Source organism: Streptomyces sp. NPDC087787, assembly GCF_044743035.1.
Taxonomy (GTDB): Bacteria; Actinomycetota; Actinomycetes; order Streptomycetales; family Streptomycetaceae; genus Streptomyces.
Window position 1 is genome coordinate 49,210 of record NZ_JBIUVQ010000014.1, and the last position, 23,514, is coordinate 72,723.

Consider the following 23,514-nt stretch of genomic DNA (forward strand, 5'->3'; position numbering starts at 1 on the left):
GCCGCCGCGGGCCTCATGGCCGCATGACGACCTTGACGGCGCCTTCCTGCTTGCGCTGGAACATCTCGTACGCGTGGGGGGCGTCGGACAGCGGCAGCCGGTGCGTGGCGAAGTCGTCGACGCCCAGCGGGTCCTCGTCCGTGAGGTAGGGCATGATCTCGTCGGTCCAGCGGCGGACGTTGGCCTGGCCCATGCGCATCTGTATCTGCTTGTCGAAGAGCGTGAGCATCGGCATGGGGTCGGCCGTGCCGCCGTAGACGCCGCTCAGGGAGAGCGTGCCGCCGCGGCGCACCAGTTCGATGGCGGTGTGCAGCGCGGCGAGCCGGTCCACGCTGAAGCGTTCGGCGAGCGGTCCGCTCAGCGCGTGCGGCAGCGCCGCCGCGGCCTGCTGGATGAGCCGGGCTGCCGCGCTGCCGTGCGCCTCGGTGCCGACCGCGTCGATCACGGCGTCGGGCCCGCGTCCCTGTGTCTCGTCGCGGATCGCCGCGATGAGTTCCTTCTCGTTGTCGAAGCCCCGCAGGTCGTACGTCTCCACGCCCCGCCTGCGCGCCCGGGCGAGCCGTTCGGGGACCAGGTCCACGCCGAACACCCGCTCGGCGCCGCGCGCCTTGGCGATCCGGCACGCCATGTCGCCGATGGGGCCGAGGCCGAGTACGGCCACGCTGCCACCGCGCGGCACATCGGCGTAGGCGACCGCCTGCCAGGCGGTCGGCAGCACGTCCGAGAGGTAGAGGAACCGGTCGTCGGGCGGGCCCTCGGGGAGCTTGATCGGGCCGAACTGCGCCTGCGGGACGCGCAGGTACTCGGCCTGGGCGCCCGGCACGGCGCCGTACAGGCGGGTGTAGCCGAACAGGGCGGCGCCCATGCCCTCGCTGGTGACCTGGGTGGTCTCGCACTGGGTCGTCAGGCCCGCGGAGCACATGAAGCAGTGGCCGCAGGAGATCTGGAACGGTACGGCCACCCGGTCGCCGGGCTTGAGGTTCGTCACCTCGGCACCGACCTCCTCCACGATGCCCATGGGCTCGTGACCGAGGATGTCGCCCGGTGTCATGAACGGCGTGAGCACCTCGTAGAGGTGCAGGTCGGAGCCGCACAGGCCGGTCGAGGTGATCCGGATGACGGCGTCCGTCGGCTCCTGGATCTTCGGATCGGGGACCTCGTCCACCCGAACGTCGCGTTTGCCCTGCCACGTCACTGCCTTCATCGCGGCGCGCTCCCTCCGTCGTTCTGCGTCCCCCGTGCCGCGCCCGGGTACCCGGGGCCCGACCCGCCGAACCGCCGGTCGCCTCATCGGGCCGTTCGGCGCACTGGGTCGCGCTCGAAGGGCCGGTCGCCCCGGCGTATCACGCCCGATCAGAAACGTGCGGGTATGGCCACCGATGAACGGATAAACAGACAGTCAAGGGACAGCCAGACAGTCAAGGGACAGTGGCACGGAGACGGGGGCTGACGGTGGGCATGGGAGGAAGCACGCGCATGCGGTGCGCCGCCTCGGCGGTGGCGCTGTTGGCCGCCGTGACGACGGCCACTGTGATGACGGGCTGCACCGCACGGCACGGCACCGTCGGGGACCAGCAGGACGGAAAGGGACACACTCCAGCGCCCGCGCGGGAACTGCCGCGGAGCCAGGCACCGAGTCCGGAGCACGCCGGCCCCGTCCTCGCCGTCAAGATCGACAACGTGCAGGCGGCACGCCCGCAGACCGGCCTCGACGCCGCCGACATCGTGTACGCGGAGCAGGTCGAGGGCGGGCTCACCCGGCTGATGGCGGTCTACGCCACCCGCCTGCCCCCGGTCGTCGGACCGGTGCGCAGCGCGCGCGAGTCCGACCTCGAACTGCTGCGCCAGTTCGACCACCCCACGCTCGCCTTCTCCGGCGCCCAGCACAGACTGCTGCCGCTGATCGACGCCGCGCCCCTGACCGCCAGGACACCCGACGACAAGCCCGACGCGTATTTCCGGGGGGCCGCCAAGCCGTCACCGCACAACCTGTACCTGCGCCCCGGCAAGCTCCTCGGTCCGGCCCCGGGAGCGGACGCGCTGACCACCGGCTTCCACTACGGCCCGGCGCCCGCGGGCGGCCGCGCCGAGACCTCGCGCACGGTCCACTACCCGGCGGCCCGGTTCACCTTCACCTGGTCGGCGGGGCGGCACGGCTGGCAGGTGGCGATGGACGGCCGGCAGACGGTCACGACCGACGACCGGAGGGTGGTGCCCGCGACGGTGGTGGTGCAGCATGTGAAGGTGCGCACGTCGGACCTGCACGACGCGCTCGGCAACTACACCCCGTACACCGAGACCGTCGGTTCGGGGAAGGCGGAGGTGCTGCGCGGCGGGCGGGTGTACGACGCCACCTGGAAGCGCCCGAGCGCGGCGGACGGCACGCGGTTCACGGCCGCCGACGGCACGGACGTGAACTTCGCCCGGGGCCAGGTCTGGGTGGTGCTGACCCCAAGACCGTGATCCGCGGACGTGACCGGGAACGGCGACGGGCGTGATCAGGGCTGCGCCGCGACGGGTTCCGCCGGATGGCGCAGCCCCTCGGCCGCGTCCGCGACCCGCCGGATGAGGTCGAAGAAGAGGGTCTGTTCCTCGGCGCTGAGCGGCCCCAGGAAGACCTGGTTCATCCGGGCCGTCCGTACGGTGAGCTTCCGGTGAGTGCGCTCCCCCTCACCGGTCAGCCGCAGCAGGAAGCGGCGGCCGTCCCGCGGGTCGCGCACCTTGTCGAGCAGTCCGCGACGGCCCAGGCGGCTGATCACCTCGGCGATCGTGGACCGGTCGAGGCCCACCCGCTCCCCCACCGTGCGCTGATCGAGACCCGGCTCGGCGACGAGCACGTTCAGGACCGCGAACTGCGGCGAGGTGATCTCCTCGGAGACCATCGTGTTCCACAGCAGGTAGTGCGCCTGCTGCAACCGCCGGGCCAGATGCCCTGGGTGGGTCGAGAGGTCCACCGCGCCCATGTGCGCTCCTCGCGTCGATCCGTCGTATCGGCTGTGACTTTTGTAGGTGCACTGAACGATACCGCCGACGGACACCTCTCCACCATGGATTGCCGGATACGTCGGCCACCCTGCCCATCCTGGTCAGGCGGGTATTGACTGGGCGCGCGCCAAGTGGCAGCGTGAGGGAACCGCCAAATAGTCAGTGCCCTGACTATCTGCGTTGCTGGACGCTCGGCAGAGATGAGGCTTGATTCGATGGACAAGGTGGTCGCCACAGCCGCTGAGGCCGTGGCCGATGTGCCGGACGGCGCGTCGCTCGCGGTCGGTGGTTTCGGGTTGAGCGGGGTGCCGAATGTGCTGATCGGCGCGTTGTACGACCGCGGGGTGGGCGGGCTGTCGGTCGTGTCCAACAACTGCGGTGCGATGGAGTCGGGTCTGGCGGTACTGCTGGCCGCGGGCCGGATCGGTCGTGTGACGGGCTCCTACATCGGCGCGAACAAGGAGTTCGCGCGGCAGTATCTGGCCGGTGAGCTGGAGGTGGAGCTCATTCCGCAGGGCACGCTGGCCGAGCGGCTGCGCGCGGGCGGGGCGGGGATTCCCGCCTTCTACACGCCGGCGGGTGTGGGTACGCAGGTGGCCGAGGGAGGGCTGCCGTGGCGGTACGACGGGCAGGGCGGGGTGGCACTGGCGTCCCCGCCGAAGGAGGTGCGGGAGTTCGACGGCACCGAATACGTGCTGGAGCGCGGAATCCGGACCGATTTCGCGCTGGTGCGCGCGGCGAAGGGGGACCGGCACGGCAACCTGGTCTTCAACAAGTCCACCCGGAACTTCAACCCGCTCGCCGCGATGGCCGGCAAGGTCACCATCGCCGAGGTGGAGGAACTGGTCGAGCCGGGTGGGATCGATCCGGACGCGGTGCACCTGCCGGGCATCTTCGTCCAGCGCGTGGTGGCCCTCACCCCGGAGCAGGCGGCGGACAAGAAGATCGAGCAGCGGACGGTGAGCAGCTGATGGGCTGGACACGCGAGGAGATGGCCGCCCGTGCCGCGCGGGAACTCCGCGACGGCCAGTACGTCAATCTGGGCATCGGCCTGCCCACCCTGATTCCGAACCATCTGCCGGAGGGCGTGGAGGTGGTCCTGGAGTCGGAGAACGGCATCCTGGGGACCGGCCCCTACCCCACCGAGGACGCCGTCGACCCGGACCTGATCAACGCGGGCAAGGAGACGGTGACGGTCCTGCCCGGTGCCTCCTTCTTCGACTCGGCGCTGTCGTTCTCGATGATCCGCGGCGGACACATCGACGTCGCCGTGCTGGGCGCGATGCAGGTGTCCGCGGGCGGTGACCTGGCGAACTGGGCGGTCCCGGGCAGGATGGTCACGGGGATCGGCGGGGCGATGGACCTGGTCCACGGGGCCCGCACGGTGATCGTGGTGATGACCCACACCGCCAAGGACGGCAGCCCCAAGATCGTCGAGGAGTGCGTGCTGCCGCTGACCGGCAGGGCGTGTGTGGACCGCATCATCACCGACCTCGGCGTCCTCGACGTCACCGGCGACGGACTCGTCCTCGTCGAGACCGCACCCGGCGTCGGCGTCGAGGAGATCGCCGCCAGGACCGACGCCGAGCTGACCGTCGCAAAGGACCTGCTGTGAAGACCGTCTACCTCGTCGACGCGGTCCGTACCCCGATCGGCCGCTACAACGGCGCCCTGGCGAGCGTCCGTCCGGACGACCTCGCCGCCCACGCGATCCGTGAACTCCTCGCCCGCACCCCCCGCCTGGACCCGGCCCGGATCGAGGACGTCCACCTCGGCAACGCCAACGGCGCCGGGGAGGAGAACCGCAACGTCGCCCGCATGGCCGCGCTGCTGGCGGGCCTGCCGGCCTCGGTGCCGGGCGTGACGGTGAACCGGCTGTGCGCCTCCGGCCTGGAGGCGGTGATCCAGGCCGCCCGCGCCATCGCCGTCGGCGACGCCTCCATCGCCGTCGCCGGCGGTGTGGAGTCCATGACCCGCGCCCCCTACGTGCTGCCCAAATCCGACCGGCCCTTCCCTGCCGGGCACGCCGAGCTGTACTCGACCACCCTGGGCTGGCGCATGGTCAACCCGAGGATGGACCCGCAGTGGACCGTCCCGCTGGGCGAGAGCGCGGAGTTGATCGCCGAGAAGCACGGGATCAGCCGCGAGCGGCAGGACGAGTTCGCGCTCGCCTCCCACCGGAAGGCGGCGGCCGCACAGGAAGAGGGCCTGTTCGACGCCGAGCTGGCGCCGGTGGCCGTCCCTCGGCGCAAGGGCGACCCGGTGGTGTTCGCCGCCGACGAGTCCGTACGCCCGGACGCGTCCCTGGAAGCCATGGCCAGGCTCAAGCCGGCGTTCCGCACCGAGAGCGGGACGGTGACCGCCGGGAACGCCTCCCCGCTGAACGATGGTGCCGCCGCCCTGCTCCTCACCGACGAGGAGGGTCTGAAGGCCACCGGCCGCGAGCCGTTGGCCCGGATCTCCGCCAGCGGGCTGTCCGCCGTCGACCCGCACTGGTTCGGACTGGCCCCCGTCGAAGCCGTCAACCGGGCTTTGGCGAAGGCCGGGAGGACCTTCGCCGACCTCGACACCCTGGAACTCAACGAGGCGTTCGCCGCCCAGGTCCTCGGATGCGTCGCGGAGTGGCCCGAGTTCGACCCGGCCGTCCTGAACCCCCAGGGCGGTGCCATCGCCCTCGGTCACCCGCTCGGCGCCTCCGGCGCCCGGCTCGCCGGCACCGTCGCCCACCAACTCGCCCGCAAGGGCGGGGGAGTCGGCGTCGCCGCCCTCTGCATCGGCGTCGGTCAGGGCCTCGCCCTCGTCCTCGAACGCTAAGGAAGGGTTAGGAAACCCCCATGGCTCTCACCCAGCACGACATCGACCAGGAGATCGCGGCCGAGCACGCCGCGTACGAGAAGCGTGTCGCCGAAGGCGCCCCGGTCGAGCACCACCCGCGCCGCGACTACGCGCCGTACCGCTCCTCGGTGCTACGCCACCCCGAGCAGCCGCTGGTCGCCATCGACGTCAGCAAGGACCCGGAACTGGTCGAGCTGTCCTCGCCCGCGTTCGGCGAACGGGACATCACCGGGATCGACAACGACCTCACCCGCCAGCACACGGGTGAGCCGATCGGTGAGCGGATCACCGTCTCCGGGCGGCTGCTCGACCGCGACGGGCGGCCCGTGCGCGGCCAGCTCGTCGAGATCTGGCAGGCCAACTCCGCGGGCCGCTACGCCCACCAGCGCGAGCAGCACGACGCGCCGCTCGACCCCAACTTCACCGGCGTCGGCCGTACGCTGACCGACGCGGACGGCTTCTACCGGTTCACCACGATCCAGCCGGGCCCGTACCCGTGGCGCAACCACGTCAACGCCTGGCGTCCGGCGCACATCCACTTCTCGGTCTTCGGCACGGCGTTCACGCAGCGGCTGGTGACGCAGATGTACTTCCCGAACGACCCGCTGTTCCCGTATGACCCGATCCTCCAGTCCGTGACGGACGACGCGGCCCGGCAGCGGCTGGTCGCCACCTACGACCACAGCCTGTCGGTGCCGGAGTTCTCGCTCGGCTACCAGTGGGACATCGTGCTGGACGGCCCGCACGCCACCTGGCTCGAAGAAGGGCGCTGACCTGCCATGACGAAGATCGACACGAGCAGCCCCGAGAACGTGCTGCCCACTCCGTCGCACACGGTGGGCCCCTTCTACGGGTACGCGCTCCCCTTCCGCGGCGGCGAGGAGATCGCGCCCCTGGGACACCCGGACACCGTCACCGTGCACGGGTACGTGTACGACGGCGAGGGCCGGCCCCTGCCGGACGCCCTGGTGGAGGTGTGGGGGCCCGACCCCGACGGCAACGTGCCGGCCGTCGACGGCTCGATGCGGCGCGACCCCGCCTCCGGCGACCACCTCGGCCGCAACGGCGTGGAGTTCACCGGCTTCGGCCGCATCCAGACCGACGTCGACGGCCACTGGTACGTGCGGACGCTGCGGCCCGGCGCGCGCGGGCACAACGCCCCCTACCTCAGCGTGTGCGTGTTCGCGCGCGGGCTGCTCGTGCACCTGTTCACCCGGATCTACCTGCCCGGTGACGAGGCCGCGCTGGCCGCCGATCCGCTGCTCGCACAGTTGGACGAGGAGCGGCGCGACACGCTGATCGCCGCGCGGGAGGGCAGTGGGGCCTACCGTTTCGACATCCGCCTTCAGGGCGAGGGCGAGACGGTCTTCCTGGAGTTCCGGTGACACCACCTGCCGCTGATCCCGCCGCCGTGGGACTCGACGTCGGTCTGCTCGGTCCGGGCTGGGCCGGCTCCCCCGCCGCGTCCGCGACGAGCGATTCCGCCTGTCTGCGGGCCCTGCTCGACGCGGAGGCGGCGCTCACCCGCGCCCAGGCCGCTCTCGGCCTCGCCCCGGACCGGGCGGCCGAGGCGGTGACCCGGGCGGCCGATCCGGACCGCTTCGACCTGCGCGGGCTCGCGGAACGCGCCCGCGGCGGCGGCAACCCGGTCATCCCGCTGGTCGCCGACCTCACCCGCGCCGTGGGCGAGGAGTACGGCTCCTACGTCCACCGGGGCGCGACCAGCCAGGACATCATGGACACGGCGACGATGCTCGTCGCCGTGCGCACCCTGGACCTGGTCCTCGCCGATCTGGCCCGCATCGGGCAGGCGCTGGCCCGGACGGCCGCCGCGCACCGCGACACGGCGATGCCGGGCCGGACGCTGACCCAGCACGCGGTGCCGACGACGTTCGGCCTGAAGGCGGCCGGCTGGCGGTCGCTGGTGCTGGACGCCAGGGACCGGATCATCCGGGTGCGGGACTCCCTGCCCGCCCAACTCGGTGGCGCGGCGGGGACACTGGCGGCCTTCTCCGCGTACGGCGCCGCGGACCCGACCGCGCTCGTCGCCGCGTACGCCCGTGAACTGGGCCTGCGCGAGCCGCTGTTGCCCTGGCACACACTGCGCACCCCGATCGCCGATCTCGCCGGATGCCTCGCCTTCGCCGCCGGGGCGCTGGGCAAGATCGCCGCGGACGTGCTGGTGCTGACCCGTACGGAGACCGCGGAACTTGCCGAGGGCAGCGGCGGCGGTTCCTCCGCCATGCCGCACAAGGCGAACCCCGTGCGGTCCACCCTGATCGCGGCCGCCGCCCAGCGCGCGCCGCACCTCGCGGCCGGCCTCCACGGGTCGCTGGTGGCACAGGACGAACGGCCGCCCGGCGCCTGGCACGCGGAGTGGGAGCCGCTGCGGGAGCTGCTGCGCCTCGTCGGCGGGGCGGCCCGGGATGCCGCGGAGCTGACCGAGGGCCTGCGGGTGGACGCGGACGCGATGCGCGCCCATCTGGGGCTGACCCATGGACTGATCGTGTCCGAGCGGCTGTCGGCCGAGCTGGCCCCCGTGCTCGGCCGGGCCCGCGCCAAGGAGCTGCTCACCGAACTCGCCCGGCGCGCCTACGCGGAGAACCGAAGCCTCGGTGAACTCCTCGCCGATCAGCCCGAGTTGGAGGACGTGAACGTGGATCTGGGCGAGCTCACCGACCCGGCCCGTTACACCGGCTCCGCCGGAACCCTCACCGACCTTGCCCTGGAGCGACGTTGACTCTGCACCACCTCCTCGAAGGCCCCGCCTCCGCTCCCCCGCTGCTGCTCGGGCCGTCCCTCGGCACGTCGTACGCGCTGTGGGACAAGGTCGCACCCGAGCTGGCGATCTCCCACCGGGTGGTCCGCTGGGACCTGCCCGGGCACGGGGGTTCACCGGCCGGGCTCATCGGGCCGGGCGCGACCGTCGGCGACCTCGCCGGCCTGGTGCTGGCGCTCGCCGACTACCTCGGCATCGAACGGTTCGCGTACGCCGGCGTGTCGCTGGGCGGCGCCGTGGGTCTGCACCTCGCCGTGCACCACCCCGAGCGCGTCGACTCGCTCGCCGTGATCTGCTCGTCGGCCCACTTCAACGGCGCCAAGGCATGGCAGGAGCGGGCCCGGCGGGTCCGGCGGGACGGCCTCGAGTGGCTGGTCGAGAGCGCCGGCGCCCGGTGGTTCGCCGGTGACTTCACCGTGCCCGACCTGGTCCGGGACCACCGGGAGGCCGACCCGGAGGCGTACGCCGCCTGCTGCGACGCGCTGGCCGCCTTCGACCTCACCGACCGGCTGCCGGAGATCGGCGCACCGACGCTGCTGGTCGCGGGCCGTGAGGACCCGGCCACCCCGCCCGCACATCTGCGGCAGATCGCCGACGCGGTGCCCGGCTCCGCGCTGGCCGAGATCCCCGGCGCCTCGCACCTGGCGCCCGCGCAGTGCCCCGAGGCGGTCCTGGCGGTGCTGCGCACCCACCTCGACGGTGCTCCCCGGCGGGGCATGGAGGTGCGCCGCGAGGTGCTCGGCGACGCGCACGTCGACCGGGCGCAGGCCCGGCAGACCCCGCTCACGGCCCGCTTCCAGGACTTCATCTCCCGCTACGCCTGGGGCGAGATCTGGACCGACCCGACGCTGAGCCGCCGCGAGCGCAGCCTGATCACCCTGACGGCGCTGATCGCGCACGGCCACTACGACGAACTGGCCATGCACGTACGGGCGGCCCGCCGCAACGGGCTCACCCCCGACGAGATCGGCGCGGCGCTGCTCCAGAGCGCCGTGTACTGCGGGGTCCCGGCGGCCAACTCGGCGTTCGCGGTGGCCCAGCGGGTGCTGGCGGAGGAGCCGGACGAGGGGTGACGGGAGCCGCGGGCTGCCGGCACGCGAGCGAGCACCGGGGGCCGTCGACCGGCTGCCGGATGTGGACCAGCTCCTGTGCCGAGGAGTGACCTGGCAGCCCGCTACCGCCGGCCTCCGACGCGGACGCCCGCCGGCCGGCCTGCGGGTACGGACCGAGGCCCGTACGGCGCATCGCGTCGCCGGGTCTCGGCGGTCGTCGTCGGCCAGGGTGAGCGGGACGTGGGTCGCCCATTCGCGAGCCACGGCGGGGCGTACCGAACCCGTGCCCCCGCGCGGTCCCCGGGAACGGCCCTACGCCGGGGCCTGGCTCAGCCCGTGTTCCGACTCCAGCAGTCGTGCCGCCCGCCGCGCCAGGCCGTCCGCGCCGCACGAGCGTGCCAGGGCCAGGCCACGGCCCAGTTCGGCGGCCGAGCGCGAGACGATGCCGAACTCGACGCGGGCGACGGCGTGTTCGTACTGGCAGGGGGAGGCCTCCAGGTAGGTGACGGCCTGGGCGGCCAGCCGGACCGCCCGCTGGCCGTTCTCCAGGGCCGCGGCGCAGCGCAGGGCCTCTCCTATGGCGGTGTCGGTGCCGAACCGCTCGGCCTGGCGGCGGAGGTCGGCGACGAGCCGCCCGGCCCGCTCGGGGTCCTCGGTGGCGAGCGCCCGGGCCAGGTCGGCCGCCCAGGGCACCGTCACCGGGTTCTGGTGGCCGCGGGTGGCCGCCGCCTTCTCGGCCGCCTCCAGTTCGCCCAGGCCGTCCTCGGTGCGGCCGAGGGCCAGCAGCAGCCGGCCGCGCACGCTGTGCGGATCGGGCAGCACGATCGTGGACGGGTAGGGCGGGGCGAAGCCGTGCTGTTCGGCCACCTCCCAGGCCCGCTCGACATGGCCGCGGGCGAGCAGGGTGTCGACGAGGTTGCAGGTCGCGGTCCAGTACAGGGGCAGCCCGCGGCCGACCCGCTCGGCCAGGCGCAGCGATGCCCGCAGGGCCTCCTCGGCCTCCCGCAGCCGACCGCGCCTGCGGTGCCCGAGGCCGACGTAGGCGTGGGCGAGGGCGAGGTGGCCGCCGCTCCAGCCGGCGGTCTCGTAGGCGCGCAGGGCCTCGGTGTAGAGGGTCTCGGCGCGGTCGAGGCGGTCGCAGTAGGCGTACGCGGTGGCGAGCATCAGCAGCAGTTCGATGCCCCACTCGGTGTCGGTCCAGCCGAGTCCGGGTGCGAGGCGGCCGTTGACGAGGGCCCGGTCGCACAACTCCACGACCTCCTCGGCGCTCTCGCCGCGGGTCATGGCGTCGAAACCGCGCAGGATCAGCAGGGCGCGCTCGGAGTTGTCGCGTCCGGTGCAGCCGGAGGCGAGCGCGGCGAGGCGCTCGGAACGGTCCGGGGAGCTGGTCCCGCTCGTGTACAGGCCCTCCCACATGTACTGCACGGCCTGCAACCGCATCCGGGTCGGCCCCGGTTCGTGGCGGGCGGCCTCCGCCTCGACCGTGCGGACGGCCTCCTCCAGCTGGTCGTTGTGGAGCAGGGCCTGGGAGAGCCGCCACACGGCGTCCACACGGGTGGGACCGTCGAGGCCGGGCATGGCGAGCGCCCGCTGGAGGTGCTCGATGGTGGTGGCGGGCGCGGTCAGCAGCGTGGCGCAGCCCAGCTCGTAGAGCACACGCGCGTGGGTGCCGGGCGTCGGCGGCTCCAGCAGGGCCCGCTCCAGGCACTGGCGGGCCGCGTCGGACGCGCCGACGGCGAGGTGTTCGCGGGCCGCCTCGCGCAGCTCCTCGACGAGTTCCTGGTCGTCGTCCGGGTGGACCCGCAGCAGATGCCGGGAGGCCGCCGCGGCGCCGAACCCGGAGTCGGTGACCACCTGGGCGGCGATGCCGTGCATGGCGGTGCGCAGGGCGTCCGGGATGGAGTTGTAGACGTCGGTGGCGATCAGCGGGTGCACGAACTCCAGCTCCCCGCCGCCGCCCCGGCCGGTCGCCGGGTCCGGCTCGGTGAGGATGCGGGCGCGGCGCAGCAGTCCGGCGCAGCGCTCGGCGTCGTCGCGGGTCATGGTGGCCAGCCGGGCGACGAGCTCCACGGAGATGCCGGTACCGAGGACCGCGGCGGCCCAGGCGAACCGGGTGGCGTCTATGCCGAGTTCCTCCAGGCGGGCGACGAGGCCGCCGCCGCGGGCGGAGCGGTTCAGGGCGCGCAGTTCGGCGGCCCGGGACTCGACCGGTTCGAGTTCGCTGTCGCGCACCTTGGCGAGCAGTTCGACGGTCTCGTACGGGTTGCCGCCGGTGACCGCCCACACCTCGCGGCAGAACGGGGCGTCGGCGTGCGGGCCGAGGGCGGTGCGGGTGAGCCCGGCGGTCGCCTCGGGGGTCAGGGCGTTCAGGGCGTGGACGCTCGCGGCGGCGACGGCCGCGTCCAGGCACTGTGCGTCCTCGCCGCCGATCTCGCCGGGCCGGCGGGTGACCACGAGCAGTACGGGCAGGTCGTCGAGGCGTTCGGCGAACGCGGCGAGCCAGCGCAGGGTCTCCGCGTCGGCCCAGTGGGCGTCGTCGATCAGCAGCACCAGCGGCCACTCGCGCTCGGCGAGCCGGCGCACGGCGGCGACCAGGCCGTCGCACACGCCCTGCGGGTCGGCCTGCCCGTCCCGGGGTTCGGCGATGCCGAGGGCGGGGCCGGCGATGTGGTACCAGTCGCCGAGGTACTCACGGGCCTCCTCGGGCATCAGCGACAGCAGCGCGGGCTGGAGCAACTGCCGTACCACGTTGAAGGGGACGGAGCGCAGGGTCTCGCCGCCGCGCGCCGACCACACCGCGCAGCCGCGGTCCTGGGCGATGCGGCGGGTCTCGGTCAGCAGGGCGGTCTTGCCAAGACCGGCCTCGCCCTCCAGGACCATCAGTCCTCCCGAGGACGCGCGGTCGGCGCACAGGACGTCGATCGCGCGTACGACGGCGGTGAGTTCCTCGTCGCGCTCCCACAGCGAGTCCGAGGCGGCCGTGCCCGGCCGTACCTCCGTCATCCCGCTACCTCCCCAAGTCGCCCGACGGCATGCAGGCTTCGAGCGTAGCCCCCGAGCGCCCGATGCGGCGGGCCCGCCCCTGCAGCTGTTGCCGTTGTCGGGTGACCTGCGGTAGAGGGGCGCCGCGGTGAGCGGGAACGGGGTCCTCTCATCGGGCTTTCACCGACGCCTCATACGGTAGGCACATGACGCAGGTGACTCCTCCCGGGTGGTACCCCGACCCCGGGCAGACAAGTGACGGCCCCGCCACCGAGCGCTGGTGGGACGGCAGGGCATGGACGGACCAGACCCGGCCCGCCGGATCGGCGGCCGTGTGGGGTCCCCCGGCACAGCAGGCGGCCCCGGGGGCGTACCCGGCCTCTCCGGGATACCCGGGGTATCCGGGCTATCCGGGGCACCCCGGATACCCCGGCCGGCCTCCCGCCCCCGCGCGGCGCGGGCTGCGGATCGGCATCGCCGTCGGAGTGACGGCAGCGGTGCTGGCGAGCATCGGCGTCGGCGTGTTCGCGCTGGTCCACGGCGCGGGCGGCAAGGACGGCCGTGCCGGGTCCCGGCAGGGGCAGGACGGCCGGGGCGGCAGCGGCGAGGAACGCGGCCCGGGCGGTTCGGACGGGTCCGGCGGGTCCGGTGGCGGGCCGTCCGAGGCGCCGAAGATCAAGAGCGGCTCGGTGACCGACGCGGTCAGCGGCATCAGCCTGCCCATACCCGACGGCTGGTACGGCCAGGAGCTGGGGGTGGGCGCCCAGGTCACGTCGGACGACTCCTACAAGTGCCCCGGCGACACCTCCAAGAGCTGCACCAAGGGCGGCGCCTACTCGGCTCCCGCGCTCGTGCTGGGCCTGCGCGGGACCACGCCCGAGGAGGTCGCCAAGGCCGACATCGCGGCGAACGCCGAGGACTCCTACGGGGGCGAGGCCTACGGCCGGATCACCTCTCACGAGGTGCTGGCCTCCAAGGCGGTGACCGTGGCTGGGCAGGAGGGCTACCTGGTCCGCTGGAAGGCCGTCACCAGCAAGGGCGCCGACGGGTACGTGGAGTCGCTGGCCTTCACCTCGCCCGGCGCCTCACGGCAGCTGATCGTCGTCCGCTTCGGCGTCGACGTCGGGGAGCCGCAGTCCGTGATCGACGACATCACCCGGGGCATCAAGGCGGCCTCGGGCGGCGGCAGCGGCCAGAGCGTCTGAGCCGCCGTACGGGCCGTACCCGGCCATACGCGGACCCGCCGGCCCATGGCGGACGGGCGGGCCACCTCTCCGCTCCAGAGGCACCCCGCCCGTCCGGGGGTGCGCGCCGCCCCCGTCCCCACGGTGCGGCGCGGGCAGGTCACCGCCCGGTCATCCCGGGGACGGTGGCCTGAGTCGTGAACCGAGGCCCAGCGCCGGCAGCACCGCGGCCTCCACGAACCGGACCAGGTAGTCCGGGTCGGCGTACTCCCCCTCGAAAAGGGGCCGGACGCGCAGGACGCCGAACAGCTGCGCGGGTACGAACTCCAGCGCGGGATTGTCCGCGAGGACCTCGCCGCGCTCCACCCCGCGCCGAAGGATCTCCCGCAGCGCGGCGAGCTCCGGCTCGACCAGCGTCTCGCGCAGCGCCCGCTGCAGCTCCAGGTCCAGCGTGATCGCGTGTCCGAGCGCCTGGAGGAGGCGGGTGTCCCGGCCCGACCACTCGCCCGCGGACCGCGCCACCCGCCGCAGGTCCGCGGCGAGCGAGCCGGTGTCGATGCCGGCGAAGCGGCAACGGCCACTGGACCGCAGGGCGGCCGCCACGAACTGCGGCTTGGTCCGCCACTGCCGGTAGAGCGTCGACTTGCTGCACCGGGTGCTGGCGGCGATGCCCTCCATGGTGACGGCGTCGTAGCCGTGCTCGCGGATCTGTTCGAGCACGGCATCGAAGAACTCCTGCTCACGCTCCGGCGTGAGCTTGGAGCGGCGCGAGGCGACAACCGTCTCCGGCTCGTCCGCGGCCTGCGATGTCATCGCTGCGCTCCTCACTGCGTGTTCCGGAGGTTCAGGCCTGGCTCGGGGCCCGCTCTCCAGTGTGGCGAAGGACCATCGATACGGCAGTGTACCGGTACGCCTGCGTATCGGTACACTGCCGTATCGGTACGCTGCCGTATCGATGCACGGTACATCCACACCGGTGCCGAAGCGGGCACCGGCACCGGTGACGACACAGGTGCGGACAGCGTCACCGGCATCACCCCACGCACCACCGTCACGAGAGGTCCGGGCATGACATCCCGAAGCGAGGCCGCCGAAGCGGAGCCCGCCGGACCGGCGCGGCGACCGCTCGCCGCCGCGTCCCGGCCGGCCGGGGAACACGCCCCGGCGGGGGCGGCCCGGTGAATGCCACCCTGACGGCCGTGGTCCTGTCGCTGTTCTCGGCCGTCGCCTACGCGACCGCCGCGGTCGCCCAGGAACGGCTCGCCGCACGCAACCGCGGAATCGGGGTGCGCGGACTGCTCCGCGCCGGCGCCTGGTGGTGGGCCGTCGCGCTGAACGGATCGGCGGCCCTGCTGCACGTGGCGGCCCTGAAGTACGGCCCGCTCACCGTGGTCCAGCCGCTCGGCGCGCTCACCCTGGTGGCCGCCGTGCCGCTGGGGGCGCGGATGGCCGGACGGCGGGTCGTGGCAGCCGAGTGGCGGGGGACCGCGTGCACGCTGCTCGGCCTGGCCGCCCTGCTCCTCGCGGCTTCCGGACCGGCCCCGGTACACGTGCTGAGCCCCGTGGAGGCACTGTCGGTCGCGGGCGCCACGGCCGTACTGATCGGCGCGCTGTCACGGCCGGGGGCGCGGCCGGGACTGCGGCACGCGACCGCGTCGGGGATCGCCTCGGGCGTGGCCTCCGCGCTCACCCAGACGGTGACGGTGGCCGCCACGGACCACTCCGGACCCCTGCTCAGCGCCCGCGTGATCCTGGTGGCGCTGCTCGTCGCGGCCTTCGCCACCGGTGGCCTGCTGCTGTCGCAGACCGCCTACCGGGACGGGCTCGGCGCCCCGCTCGCGGTGCTGACGCTGACCAATCCGGCGGCGGCCGCCCTGATCGGGCTCACCCTGCTCGGCCAGGGACTGAAGGGCGGCGCGACGGGCGTGCTGCTGGCGTCGGCGGGCGCGGCCCTCGCCTCCTGGGGGGTCGTGACTCTCTCGCGGGCCACTCCGAGGCCCGCGGACGCGCACCCCGGACCGGGTCCGGAGCGCACCGCGCGGGGCGACGACCCGGACCACCCGGTGGCCGCCGTACTCGCCCTGGAGACGGAACCGCCCGCCCAGGAACCGGCGCTGCCGTCCCGGCCGTTGGGGCCGGGACACCTCACCCCGCTGTAATCGCCGGTCAGTTCCAGCCGCGCGAGTCCTGCTTGAGCGCCGTGTCGACGGTGAGCGCGGTGGCGACCACCAGGCTCAGCAGCGGCTCGGGCAGCTGGTAGTGGATCTGGAGCACGTAGTTGTCGGCGGTCGTGAACATCGTCTTAGCCAGGCCCTCCCAGGTCTTGGTGATCCGGGCGACCTCGTTGTCGGCGTGGTCGACGATGGCGAAGTTCCAGGCCCGCCAGTTCTCCGCCTTGATGGCGCCGACCTGCTGCCCGTTCGCGTTCATCGCGAAGTTGATCTTGCCGAAGACGTTCTGCTGGACGATCTCGCCGACCTCGGAGCCGTCCGGACGGGACACCACCACGCGCGACTTGAACACCTTCGCCGGCCGGGTGAGCACCAACTGGGGCGTGCCGTAGGCGTCGCGGATCTCCAGCCTGTGCGTCATGAACTGGTCGAGGCTGGAGACGAACCGCATCGCCTTCTTCAGCGCGCTCTGCCCGATCTCGGTGACCGTGCCGATCCGGCTGCCGTGCTGGTCGAAGACCTCGTACTCGTTGGTCAGCTCGATCAGTTTGGCCTTCTGGTTCACCACGAGCACCGGCTCACTGAACAGGGAGCCGCCCCCCTGCGCGCCCGGAGCGACCCCGGCCTGGTGCTGGACCTGGCGCTGCACGCGCGGATCCGGGGCGGCCTGCTGCTGCGGCATCTGCGGCGCGGCCTGGGCCTGCGGGTCGGCGTGGGTGTGCTCCGTCCACTGGGAACCGTCCCAGTAACGCAGCGTCCGGGCCGCTCCATGCGGGTCCGGGTACCAACCTGCCGGTGTGTTCGCGTACGTACTCACCGGCGCACACTACCGCCGGGCAGACCGGCCCCACGTCCGCGAGTGAGGCACGTCACACATTGACTTCGCGAACACCGGGCAACCTTTCACCGCTCCCGGCGATCTCCTCTGCGCACACATCGACCACTTCTGTTTTTCGAGGTTCGCATGAGGATCCGCCGCTCCTTGGCTCTCGCAGCAGCCACGGCAGCCATCGCACCGGCCGTGCTTCTTGCGGCCCCCGCCGCCTTCGCCTCGGTGCCTCCGTCCCCGACGGCCACCGAGACGACCGCCGGTGAGAACGAGACCGACTCCAACGAGCCCAGCGACCCCGGCAAGACCGCCGAGTCGACCGAGTCCAACGAGTCGAACACCTCCAACAACGAGGAGTCGAACTCCGAGGAGGCGGACCCGGCCGGTAAGAAGCCGGCGTCCGGCGAGGAGGAGAAGTCCGGCGAGGAGGCGCCTCCCGCCGGCGGTGAGGACGCGGCCACGCCCACCGCCACGGCGCCCACTCCCTCCGCCTCGCCGTCGCGGGGTCCGCAGCCGTGCAAGGACGCCAAGGCGAAGTCCGACAAGAACCTGCGCACCAGTCTGACCGGCCTGCCCTCGAAGGTCGTCGCGGGCAGCGGGTTCCACGACTTCAAGCTGAACGTCGAGAACACCGGCGACAACTCCTACAAGCGCGTCGACATGGGCGTGGCCGCGGCTCTCATCGACGACAAGAGGTTCACCGACCAGACCCGCCACCTCACCCTGCAGTACAAGGACCCGGTGTCCGGCACGTGGGAGAACATCTCCCAGGACGCGAAGGACCCGGCCTACGCCTACGTCGCCTACACCGACATCAAGGCCAAGGAGTCCTTCTCCGTCGACCTGCGGCTCAGCGTGGACAAGACGGCCCCGGCCGGGCTCGGCATCGCCATCACGATCGGCATGTACGCCGACGACAAGGGCAACTGCGTCTACGCCACCGACAAGGACTACTACCAGTTCGACGTCCTCGCGGCCGGCACCAGCGCGGGCAACCCGCCCGACGCCAAGCCGCAGGGCGGCAGGAAGGAACTGCCGGCCAAGCCCGTCGGCGACCGGCAGATCGTCCCGCAGGGCCACCTCGCCGAGACCGGCTCCAGCTCGGCGCTGCCGATGATCGCGCTAGCGGGCGGCGCAGCGGTCGCCGTCGGCGCGGGCGCCGTGTTCGTCGTGCGCCGCCGCAAGGCCGGCAGCGGAGCCGCCGCCGCCTGATCCGCGTCCCTGACGCACTGAGGCGAGGCACGAGGGCCGCACCCGCAGCAGCGGGTGCGGCCCTTCGCCGTCGGCGGGCCGGGCGGACAGGGCGCCGCGCCGGCGAGTCCGCCCTACCCGTAGGACAGGTTGGTGCACAGGTCGTCGTCGGCCGAGCGGGCGTCCGCCGCCACCGCGGTGGGCATGGAGGTCGGCTCGGCCGAGGCTGTGTCCGGGGCGGCCGCGAAGTCCTCGCCGAGGACCACGTTGATGCCCGGTCCGGTCAGTGCCTGGAGCTCGGCCCCGGGGAAGAGCCCCGCGACCGTCTCGGCCTGGGCCTGCCGGCCGGGCCCGTACTGGATGAGGGTGGTGGCGTGGTTCTGGCTGCCCGCGTTCGCAGTGGAGGTGACGGTGAAGCCGCGGCCGGTGAGGGTGGCGGCGCCCCGCGTGGCGAGGCCTGGGGTGGTGGTGCCGTTGTAGACGCTGACGTCGATGCCCTTCCCCAGGCCGTCCCGACCGGCGCCGGGGGACGGGGAGGCGCCCGCCTTGCCCTTCTTGCCCTTCTTGCCTCCGGCGTCCTTGCCGTCGATGGTGCGGTCGGCCCTGAGCGCGGCCCACAGCTCCGAGGCGTCCGGCTCCACGATGGCCACCCGCGCGCCCTGATAGCGCCACGGGACGGTGACGAACTTGGTGTTGTGCAGGTCCACGTTCTTCAACGACAGCACGAACGACAGCAGCTTGTCGGCCGAGCCGAGCCCGGGGTCCACGGTCAGGGACTTGGTCGCGGCGTCGGCGAGGGGCAGCAGCTTGCCCGGGGTGAGTCCGTCGTCCTTGACCTTCTTGATGAGACTGGCGACGAACGCCTGCTGGCGCTTGATCCGGCCTATGTCGGAGCCGTCGCCGATGCCGTGCCGGATGCGGACCCAGTCCAGCGCCTTCTGCCCGGCGACGGTCTGCTCGCCCTTGGCGAACAGCACGGAGCCGCGGGTGGCCCGTTTGGGGTTGAGATCCTTCTGGTACACGTCCTGCGGCACGCACACCGGCACCCCGCCCACCACGTCGGTCAGCGCGGCGAATCCCTTGAAGTCGACGACGACGGTGTGGTCCACGCGCAGCCCGGTGAGGTGCTCGACGGTGTTCTGACTGCACGCGGGGTTGCCCTCGGCGGTGCTGCCCACGGAGTAGGCGGCGTTGAACATCGTGTTCGGCTGCGGCTCGGTCCAGCTGCCGTCGGGAAGCTTGCAGGGCGGGATGGTGACCAGGGTGTCCCGGGGGATGGACACGGCGAGGGCGTGCTGGTGGTCGGCGTAGACGTGCAGCAGGAACGCGGTGTCGGAGCGGCCGATGTCGTCCTTGCTGCCGCCGCCGAGGGCGTCGTTGCCGCCGACGCGCGCGTCGGAACCGATGACCAGGACGTTCTCACCCTTGGACGAGCCGGCGTCGGGCCGGTCGTCGGACACGCCGTCGGCGCCGAAGGTGTTGATGTTGCCGTTGAGCTTCAGATAGAGCCAGCCCATCCCCGCCGTGCCGAGCACCAGCAGGGACAGCGCCACGATCACGGCGGTGCGTGCGCGGGCGCGTCCGCCGCCGCCGCGGGAGGCGCGGCGCGAACCGCCCCGGCGCTGGGGCGGGACTCCCCTGCTCCGGCGGCGCGAAGGAGCGGTCTTGTGGCTGGTCGTCATGCGCGCACCCTCATCCGTCGTACTCATACAGAGGGGACGACTGACCCCACCCAATGGTTGTACGGTTGCGCAATGTAGCAACAGTCGATGAGGTGCCTGCGCGACGGGGCACGCGACCGGCCCGAAGCCCGACCGGGCGGGAGCGGTCAGGGGCTGGCCGCGTCGAATCCGTACCGCAGGGGCTCGCCCTTCGCACGCGCGTCACGGCGGTAGATGTAGACCGCCTCCACGCGTGCGTCGTCCCGCGGCGCCTCCGCCCGGCAGGGGAGCGCCACCTGGAGCACCCACGGCCGCCCGGCGACCTTGACCCGCATCCCGTCCGCCGGCCCGCCCACCAGGACCGCGGCATCCTGCCCCATCACGCCACCACCAGGTTCCATGGGGACAGTTTACGGGTTGCGCAATCGTTGACCCGAGCAGATCTCCCGCCCGCCGGGACCCGGGCCGAGGTGCCCTCGGACCCATGATTTCGCCATCCTCCTCGCCCGGCTGGCGAATTGGGGACCCGACCGGGGAGGATGGGCACGTGAACCATCCTGCCGACCTCGTCCTGGTCTTCGACCGGGACGAGGAACTTGCCGTCCTCCCCTCGCTTCCGGCCACGGAGGCCGGCCTCGAGGCCATCGACGTGGCGGACGGGGAGTTCGCGGCCTTCACCGCCGAGGGGCGTCTCGTCGACCTGCGCGCCCCGGAGGGCGCGCAGGGCCCGGTCCTGGTCGCACGCACCGAGGAGGACGGCCGGGATGACCTGGAACGCCACCTGACCCGCTTCCGGTCCCGCCGTCCCGGCCACGCTCCCCTGGGCCCCGAGGACACCGCCCGCCTCCTCCTGGACGGCGGGCCGCGGGCCGCGCGTCGCGGACCGCGGCGTTTCCGGAACCCGTTCCGGCGCCGTCGTGCGCCGCGCTCCTGACGGGACGGCGGCCGATCACCATGGCGACTGGCCCCGCGCGGCCGGGGCCGCGCGCCCACATACGCGTGCCGCGAAGCGGCGATGCGCCACCGGCATCGGAGCGCCGTACCCGCGGGGAGCACTCCCGCACCTCTACGGTTGCACACATGCGCAATTCACAGAGTGTCCGCGTGGAGAAGCGCGCGCCTGGCGCGCAGGGCGCCAAGGCTGCGCCCGGACGCCGGCCTGCCCCGCCGCGGGCCCCGGAGAAGACGTCCCCGCGGCGGGCCCCCAAGGCGGCGGCCCGGCCGCGCGGCGGGCGTGCGGGACGTACGCCCGGACACAGCGCGCTCGACCGCGCCCGCGCGCGGCTGCGGCGGGCCTGGGACAGGCCGCTCACCGGCTACTACCTGGTGGCGGGCAGTGCGGCGCTGATCGCCGGCCTGGGTCTCGTGATGGTGTTCTCCTCCTCGCAGATCCAGGCGCTGCGCTCCGGTCTGCCGCCGACCTACTATCTGCGCCGGCAGATCATGGCGGCGGTGATCGGCACGGCGCTGGCGCTGCCGGCCGCCCGTATGTCCGTGAAGGCACACCGGTTACTGGCCCTTCCCCTGCTGGCCGGGTCCGTGCTGCTGCTGGCGCTGGTGCAGGTGCCGGGGCTGGGCCGGACCGTCAACGGCAACACCAACTGGCTGGACCTGGGAGGGCCGTTCGTGCTCCAGCCCAGCGAGTTCGCCAAGGTCGCGTTCGTGGTGTGGGGCGCGGACCTGCTGGCCCGCAAGCGGCAGCACAAGCTGCTGGACCAGTGGAAGCATCTGCTCGTGCCGCTGGTGCCCGGTGCGCTGCTGCTGCTGGGACTGATGATGCTCGGCGGGGACATGGGTACCGCGGTCATCCTGTGCGCCGTGCTGTTCGGTCTGCTGTGGCTGGCCGGTGCGCCGCCGCGGCTCTTCGGGGCCGCCCTGACGGGCGCGGCACTCCTGGCCACCTTGCTGATCATGACCGCGCCGCACCGGGTGTCCCGGTTCGCCTGCCTCGGTGCGAGCGACCCGGGCCCGAACGACCAGTGCTGGCAGGTGGTGCACGGCCTCTACGCGCTGTCGACGGGCGGCCTGTTCGGCAACGGCATCGGCGCCAGCGTGGAGAAGTGGGGCCAACTGCCCGAGCCGCACACCGACTTCATCTTCGCCATCACCGGCGAGGAGCTGGGTCTGGTCGGCACCCTGTCCGTACTGGCCCTGTTCGCGGCGCTGTTCGCGGGCGGCCTGCGCATCGCCGCCCGCCACAACGACCCGTTCGTCCGCCTGGCGGCCGGCGGCATCGTCACCTGGCTCGGGGCGCAGAGCTTCATCAACCTCGGCGGCGTCCTCGGCCTGGTGCCCGTCGCGGGCGTACCCCTGCCGCTGTTCTCCTACGGCGGCAGCTCCCTGATCGCCACCCTGTACGCGGTGGGGATCCTGCTCGCCGCCACCCGCAGCGAACCGGCGGTCCGCGCGGCGCTGGACGGCCGAGGCCGGCGGATGCGCACGGCCCTGCTGCGCCGGCCCGGGCGCCGCCGCTGAGGCGCCGGGGTCAGGCGGACAACGGGCGTTGCAGGCGGATGCCCTGGAGGATGCCGACGGCGACCCAGCCGGCGAACATCGACGAGCCGCCGTGGCTGACGAACGGCAGCGGCAGTCCGGTGACCGGCATGATGCCGAGGTTCATGCCGATGTTCTCGAACGCCTGGAAGGCCAGCCAGGCCACGATGCCGGTCGCGACCACCGTTCCGTACAGGTCGGGGCAGGCGCGGGCGATGCGCAGCGCGCGCCACAGCACCACGCCGAGCAGGGCGATCAGCGCCCCGGCACCCAGGAAGCCCAACTCCTCCCCCGCCACGCTGAAGACGAAGTCGGTCTGCTGCTCGGGCACGAACTGCCCCGTGGTCTGCGCTCCGTGGAACAGCCCCTGGCCCAGCAGGCCGCCGGCCCCGATGGCGATCCTTGCCTGGCTGGTGTTGTAGCCGACCCCGGACGGGTCGAGGGCGGGATCGGCGAACGCGGCGAACCGGTTGAGCTGGTACTGGTCCAGCAGATGCAACTGCCACACCGCCAGGGCACCGAGGACGCCGGCCGCGAGCAGTCCGGTGACCCAGCGCGCCGAGGCACCGGAGGCGAGCAGCACTCCGAGCACGATCACCCCGATGCCCATGAACTGCCCGAGGTCCGGCGTGAGGAGGACCAGCAGGGCGGGCACACCGGCCACCGCGAGGGACTCCAGGACGCTGCGGCTGTCCGGGCTCGGCCGGTCGCCCGTGTCCACCTTGGTGGCCAGCAGCACGGCCATGGCCAGCACGATGGCGACCTTGACGAACTCCGCGGGCTGGACGGACATTCCGCCGATCATGATCCAGCGGCGCGACCCGTTGATGGTGGCGCCCAGCGGAGTCAGTACCGCGAGGACCAGCAGGAGCGTCACGCCGTAGAGGACGGGGACGAGGTCCCGCAGTCCGCGCGGGCCGAGCCACATGGTGCCGACGGCCAGGGCGATCCCGATGGCGAGGTTGACCAGATGGCGGGTCAGGAAGGCGTGCGGGTCGCCTCCGGTCAACTGGGTACGGCCGCGGGTGGCGGAGTACACCAGCAGCGCGCCGAGCACGGACAGCGCCAGCGCGGCACCCAGCAGCGGCCAGTCCAGCCGCCGCAGGACCGTACCGAACGCCGTGCGCGGCCGCGGCCCTGCGCGCAGGACCGTCGCCCGCGAGGCGCCCGGCTCCCTGAGCCTGCTCCCGACCTCCATCGCGACTCTCCTTCGCTCTGGTTCGCCTTGTTCATCGCGTTTCGACCCGGCAGGTCGTCCCGGATCCCTCGCGGCGCGGGACGCCATCATCGCCCACTTGCGCAATCCGTTGATTGAAGCACGCCGGGGAACGACGTGATCACCAGCCCCGCCC

General features: G+C 73.0%; 21 protein-coding genes. 13 read left to right on the top strand and 8 right to left on the bottom strand.

The features are described 5' to 3' along the window. Window positions 1–13: 13 nt before the first annotated feature. The gene (locus ACIOWN_RS22355; protein WP_362351371.1) at window positions 14–1,204 is read right to left on the bottom strand and encodes a zinc-dependent alcohol dehydrogenase; all 1,191 of its coding nucleotides are present in this window, start codon (window positions 1,202–1,204) and stop codon (window positions 14–16) included. A 254-nt stretch (window positions 1,205–1,458) separates the two neighbouring features. Here ACIOWN_RS22355 and ACIOWN_RS22360 point away from each other — a divergent pair, with 254 nt between their 5' ends. Continuing rightward, window positions 1,459–2,463 carry a DUF3048 domain-containing protein gene (locus tag ACIOWN_RS22360; RefSeq protein WP_401983176.1) on the top strand — a complete coding sequence of 335 codons (1,005 nt, stop codon included), beginning with the start codon at window positions 1,459–1,461 and terminating at the stop codon, window positions 2,461–2,463. A gap of 35 nt (window positions 2,464–2,498) precedes the next feature. Here the strand turns inward: ACIOWN_RS22360 and ACIOWN_RS22365 are convergent, their stop codons facing one another. Further along, window positions 2,499–2,963: a MarR family transcriptional regulator gene (locus ACIOWN_RS22365; protein ID WP_362351367.1), complete on the bottom strand. Its 465-nt coding sequence runs from the start codon at window positions 2,961–2,963 to the stop codon at window positions 2,499–2,501. Window positions 2,964–3,200: 237 nt separating this feature from the next. Here ACIOWN_RS22365 and ACIOWN_RS22370 point away from each other — a divergent pair, with 237 nt between their 5' ends. From ACIOWN_RS22370 to pcaD, 7 genes are read left to right on the top strand one after another with little or no spacing between them, the layout of a single operon-like run. Continuing rightward, complete coding sequence (locus ACIOWN_RS22370; RefSeq protein ID WP_362351513.1) at window positions 3,201–3,956, top strand: CoA transferase subunit A; 756 nt, start codon at window positions 3,201–3,203, stop codon at window positions 3,954–3,956. Then, entirely contained in the window at window positions 3,956–4,600 is a 645-nt protein-coding gene (locus ACIOWN_RS22375; protein WP_362351364.1) for a CoA transferase subunit B, read from the top strand. Before ACIOWN_RS22370 ends, ACIOWN_RS22375 begins: the two co-directional genes overlap by 1 nt. Then, entirely contained in the window at window positions 4,597–5,799 is a 1,203-nt protein-coding gene (locus tag ACIOWN_RS22380; protein ID WP_401983177.1) for a thiolase family protein, read from the top strand. The genes ACIOWN_RS22375 and ACIOWN_RS22380 overlap by 4 nt, the downstream gene beginning before the upstream one ends. Before the next feature lie 20 nt (window positions 5,800–5,819). Further along, entirely contained in the window at window positions 5,820–6,593 is a 774-nt protein-coding gene (gene pcaH / locus ACIOWN_RS22385; protein ID WP_362351358.1) for a protocatechuate 3,4-dioxygenase subunit beta, read from the top strand. A 6-nt stretch (window positions 6,594–6,599) separates the two neighbouring features. Continuing rightward, entirely contained in the window at window positions 6,600–7,205 is a 606-nt protein-coding gene (gene pcaG / locus ACIOWN_RS22390; RefSeq protein WP_401983178.1) for a protocatechuate 3,4-dioxygenase subunit alpha, read from the top strand. A gap of 26 nt (window positions 7,206–7,231) precedes the next feature. Further along, the gene (pcaB, locus tag ACIOWN_RS22395; RefSeq protein WP_401983179.1) at window positions 7,232–8,560 is read left to right on the top strand and encodes a 3-carboxy-cis,cis-muconate cycloisomerase; all 1,329 of its coding nucleotides are present in this window, start codon (window positions 7,232–7,234) and stop codon (window positions 8,558–8,560) included. After that, window positions 8,557–9,672: a 3-oxoadipate enol-lactonase gene (pcaD, locus tag ACIOWN_RS22400; protein WP_401983180.1), complete on the top strand. Its 1,116-nt coding sequence runs from the start codon at window positions 8,557–8,559 to the stop codon at window positions 9,670–9,672. Before pcaB ends, pcaD begins: the two co-directional genes overlap by 4 nt. A gap of 291 nt (window positions 9,673–9,963) precedes the next feature. On the opposite strand, the gene ACIOWN_RS22405 is transcribed toward pcaD, so the two are convergent. Beyond that, window positions 9,964–12,654, bottom strand: coding sequence for an AAA family ATPase (locus ACIOWN_RS22405; protein ID WP_362351347.1), 2,691 nt, complete (start codon window positions 12,652–12,654; stop codon window positions 9,964–9,966). Window positions 12,655–12,839: 185 nt separating this feature from the next. Here ACIOWN_RS22405 and ACIOWN_RS22410 point away from each other — a divergent pair, with 185 nt between their 5' ends. Beyond that, window positions 12,840–13,838 carry a DUF2510 domain-containing protein gene (locus tag ACIOWN_RS22410; RefSeq protein ID WP_362351344.1) on the top strand — a complete coding sequence of 333 codons (999 nt, stop codon included), beginning with the start codon at window positions 12,840–12,842 and terminating at the stop codon, window positions 13,836–13,838. Window positions 13,839–13,988: 150 nt separating this feature from the next. Here ACIOWN_RS22410 and ACIOWN_RS22415 read toward each other — a convergent pair whose 3' ends face one another. Further along, window positions 13,989–14,630 (bottom strand): TetR/AcrR family transcriptional regulator, encoded by a 642-nt coding sequence (locus ACIOWN_RS22415; RefSeq protein WP_362351341.1) that lies wholly within the window; start codon window positions 14,628–14,630, stop codon window positions 13,989–13,991. Window positions 14,631–14,995: 365 nt separating this feature from the next. On the opposite strand from ACIOWN_RS22415, the gene ACIOWN_RS22420 reads away from it, so the two are divergent. Beyond that, a complete protein-coding gene (locus ACIOWN_RS22420) occupies window positions 14,996–15,976 on the top strand; it encodes a hypothetical protein (protein ID WP_362351338.1) in 981 nt (326 codons plus the stop codon). Between the two features lie 7 nt (window positions 15,977–15,983). On the opposite strand, the gene ACIOWN_RS22425 is transcribed toward ACIOWN_RS22420, so the two are convergent. Then, entirely contained in the window at window positions 15,984–16,805 is an 822-nt protein-coding gene (locus tag ACIOWN_RS22425; RefSeq protein WP_362351336.1) for a phospholipid scramblase-related protein, read from the bottom strand. 165 nt (window positions 16,806–16,970) lie between these two features. Here ACIOWN_RS22425 and ACIOWN_RS22430 point away from each other — a divergent pair, with 165 nt between their 5' ends. Next, window positions 16,971–18,029 carry an LAETG motif-containing sortase-dependent surface protein gene (locus tag ACIOWN_RS22430; RefSeq protein ID WP_362351333.1) on the top strand — a complete coding sequence of 353 codons (1,059 nt, stop codon included), beginning with the start codon at window positions 16,971–16,973 and terminating at the stop codon, window positions 18,027–18,029. 113 nt (window positions 18,030–18,142) lie between these two features. On the opposite strand, the gene ACIOWN_RS22435 is transcribed toward ACIOWN_RS22430, so the two are convergent. Next, on the bottom strand, window positions 18,143–19,690 hold the full coding sequence (locus ACIOWN_RS22435) for an LCP family protein (protein ID WP_401983181.1): 1,548 nt from the start codon (window positions 19,688–19,690) through the stop codon (window positions 18,143–18,145). A gap of 146 nt (window positions 19,691–19,836) precedes the next feature. After that, the gene (locus tag ACIOWN_RS22440; RefSeq protein WP_362351328.1) at window positions 19,837–20,070 is read right to left on the bottom strand and encodes a hypothetical protein; all 234 of its coding nucleotides are present in this window, start codon (window positions 20,068–20,070) and stop codon (window positions 19,837–19,839) included. A 146-nt stretch (window positions 20,071–20,216) separates the two neighbouring features. Here ACIOWN_RS22440 and ACIOWN_RS22445 point away from each other — a divergent pair, with 146 nt between their 5' ends. After that, on the top strand, window positions 20,217–20,603 hold the full coding sequence (locus ACIOWN_RS22445) for a hypothetical protein (RefSeq protein WP_401983182.1): 387 nt from the start codon (window positions 20,217–20,219) through the stop codon (window positions 20,601–20,603). Between the two features lie 146 nt (window positions 20,604–20,749). Then, window positions 20,750–22,144, top strand: a complete 1,395-nt coding sequence (gene ftsW / locus ACIOWN_RS22450) for a putative lipid II flippase FtsW (RefSeq protein WP_401983183.1) — start codon at window positions 20,750–20,752, stop codon at window positions 22,142–22,144. Between the two features lie 10 nt (window positions 22,145–22,154). Here ftsW and rodA read toward each other — a convergent pair whose 3' ends face one another. Next, entirely contained in the window at window positions 22,155–23,360 is a 1,206-nt protein-coding gene (rodA, locus tag ACIOWN_RS22455) for a rod shape-determining protein RodA (RefSeq protein ID WP_362351319.1), read from the bottom strand. Window positions 23,361–23,514: the final 154 nt, after the last annotated feature.

What these genes read in the sequence shown, in the direction of transcription:
- ACIOWN_RS22355 (WP_362351371.1), bottom strand. Translation starts at nt 1,204, where the DNA reads ATGAAGGCAGTGACGTGGCAGGGCAAACGCGACGTTCGGGTGGACGAG.
- ACIOWN_RS22360 (WP_401983176.1), top strand. Translation starts at nt 1,459, where the DNA reads ATGGGAGGAAGCACGCGCATGCGGTGCGCCGCCTCGGCGGTGGCGCTG.
- ACIOWN_RS22365 (WP_362351367.1), bottom strand. Translation starts at nt 2,963, where the DNA reads ATGGGCGCGGTGGACCTCTCGACCCACCCAGGGCATCTGGCCCGGCGG.
- ACIOWN_RS22370 (WP_362351513.1), top strand. Translation starts at nt 3,201, where the DNA reads ATGGACAAGGTGGTCGCCACAGCCGCTGAGGCCGTGGCCGATGTGCCG.
- ACIOWN_RS22375 (WP_362351364.1), top strand. Translation starts at nt 3,956, where the DNA reads ATGGGCTGGACACGCGAGGAGATGGCCGCCCGTGCCGCGCGGGAACTC.
- pcaH (WP_362351358.1), top strand. Translation starts at nt 5,820, where the DNA reads ATGGCTCTCACCCAGCACGACATCGACCAGGAGATCGCGGCCGAGCAC.
- pcaG (WP_401983178.1), top strand. Translation starts at nt 6,600, where the DNA reads ATGACGAAGATCGACACGAGCAGCCCCGAGAACGTGCTGCCCACTCCG.
- ACIOWN_RS22405 (WP_362351347.1), bottom strand. Translation starts at nt 12,654, where the DNA reads ATGACGGAGGTACGGCCGGGCACGGCCGCCTCGGACTCGCTGTGGGAG.
- ACIOWN_RS22410 (WP_362351344.1), top strand. Translation starts at nt 12,840, where the DNA reads ATGACGCAGGTGACTCCTCCCGGGTGGTACCCCGACCCCGGGCAGACA.
- ACIOWN_RS22415 (WP_362351341.1), bottom strand. Translation starts at nt 14,630, where the DNA reads ATGACATCGCAGGCCGCGGACGAGCCGGAGACGGTTGTCGCCTCGCGC.
- ACIOWN_RS22435 (WP_401983181.1), bottom strand. Translation starts at nt 19,690, where the DNA reads ATGACGACCAGCCACAAGACCGCTCCTTCGCGCCGCCGGAGCAGGGGA.
- ACIOWN_RS22440 (WP_362351328.1), bottom strand. Translation starts at nt 20,070, where the DNA reads ATGGAACCTGGTGGTGGCGTGATGGGGCAGGATGCCGCGGTCCTGGTG.
- ftsW (WP_401983183.1), top strand. Translation starts at nt 20,750, where the DNA reads ATGCGCAATTCACAGAGTGTCCGCGTGGAGAAGCGCGCGCCTGGCGCG.
- rodA (WP_362351319.1), bottom strand. Translation starts at nt 23,360, where the DNA reads ATGGAGGTCGGGAGCAGGCTCAGGGAGCCGGGCGCCTCGCGGGCGACG.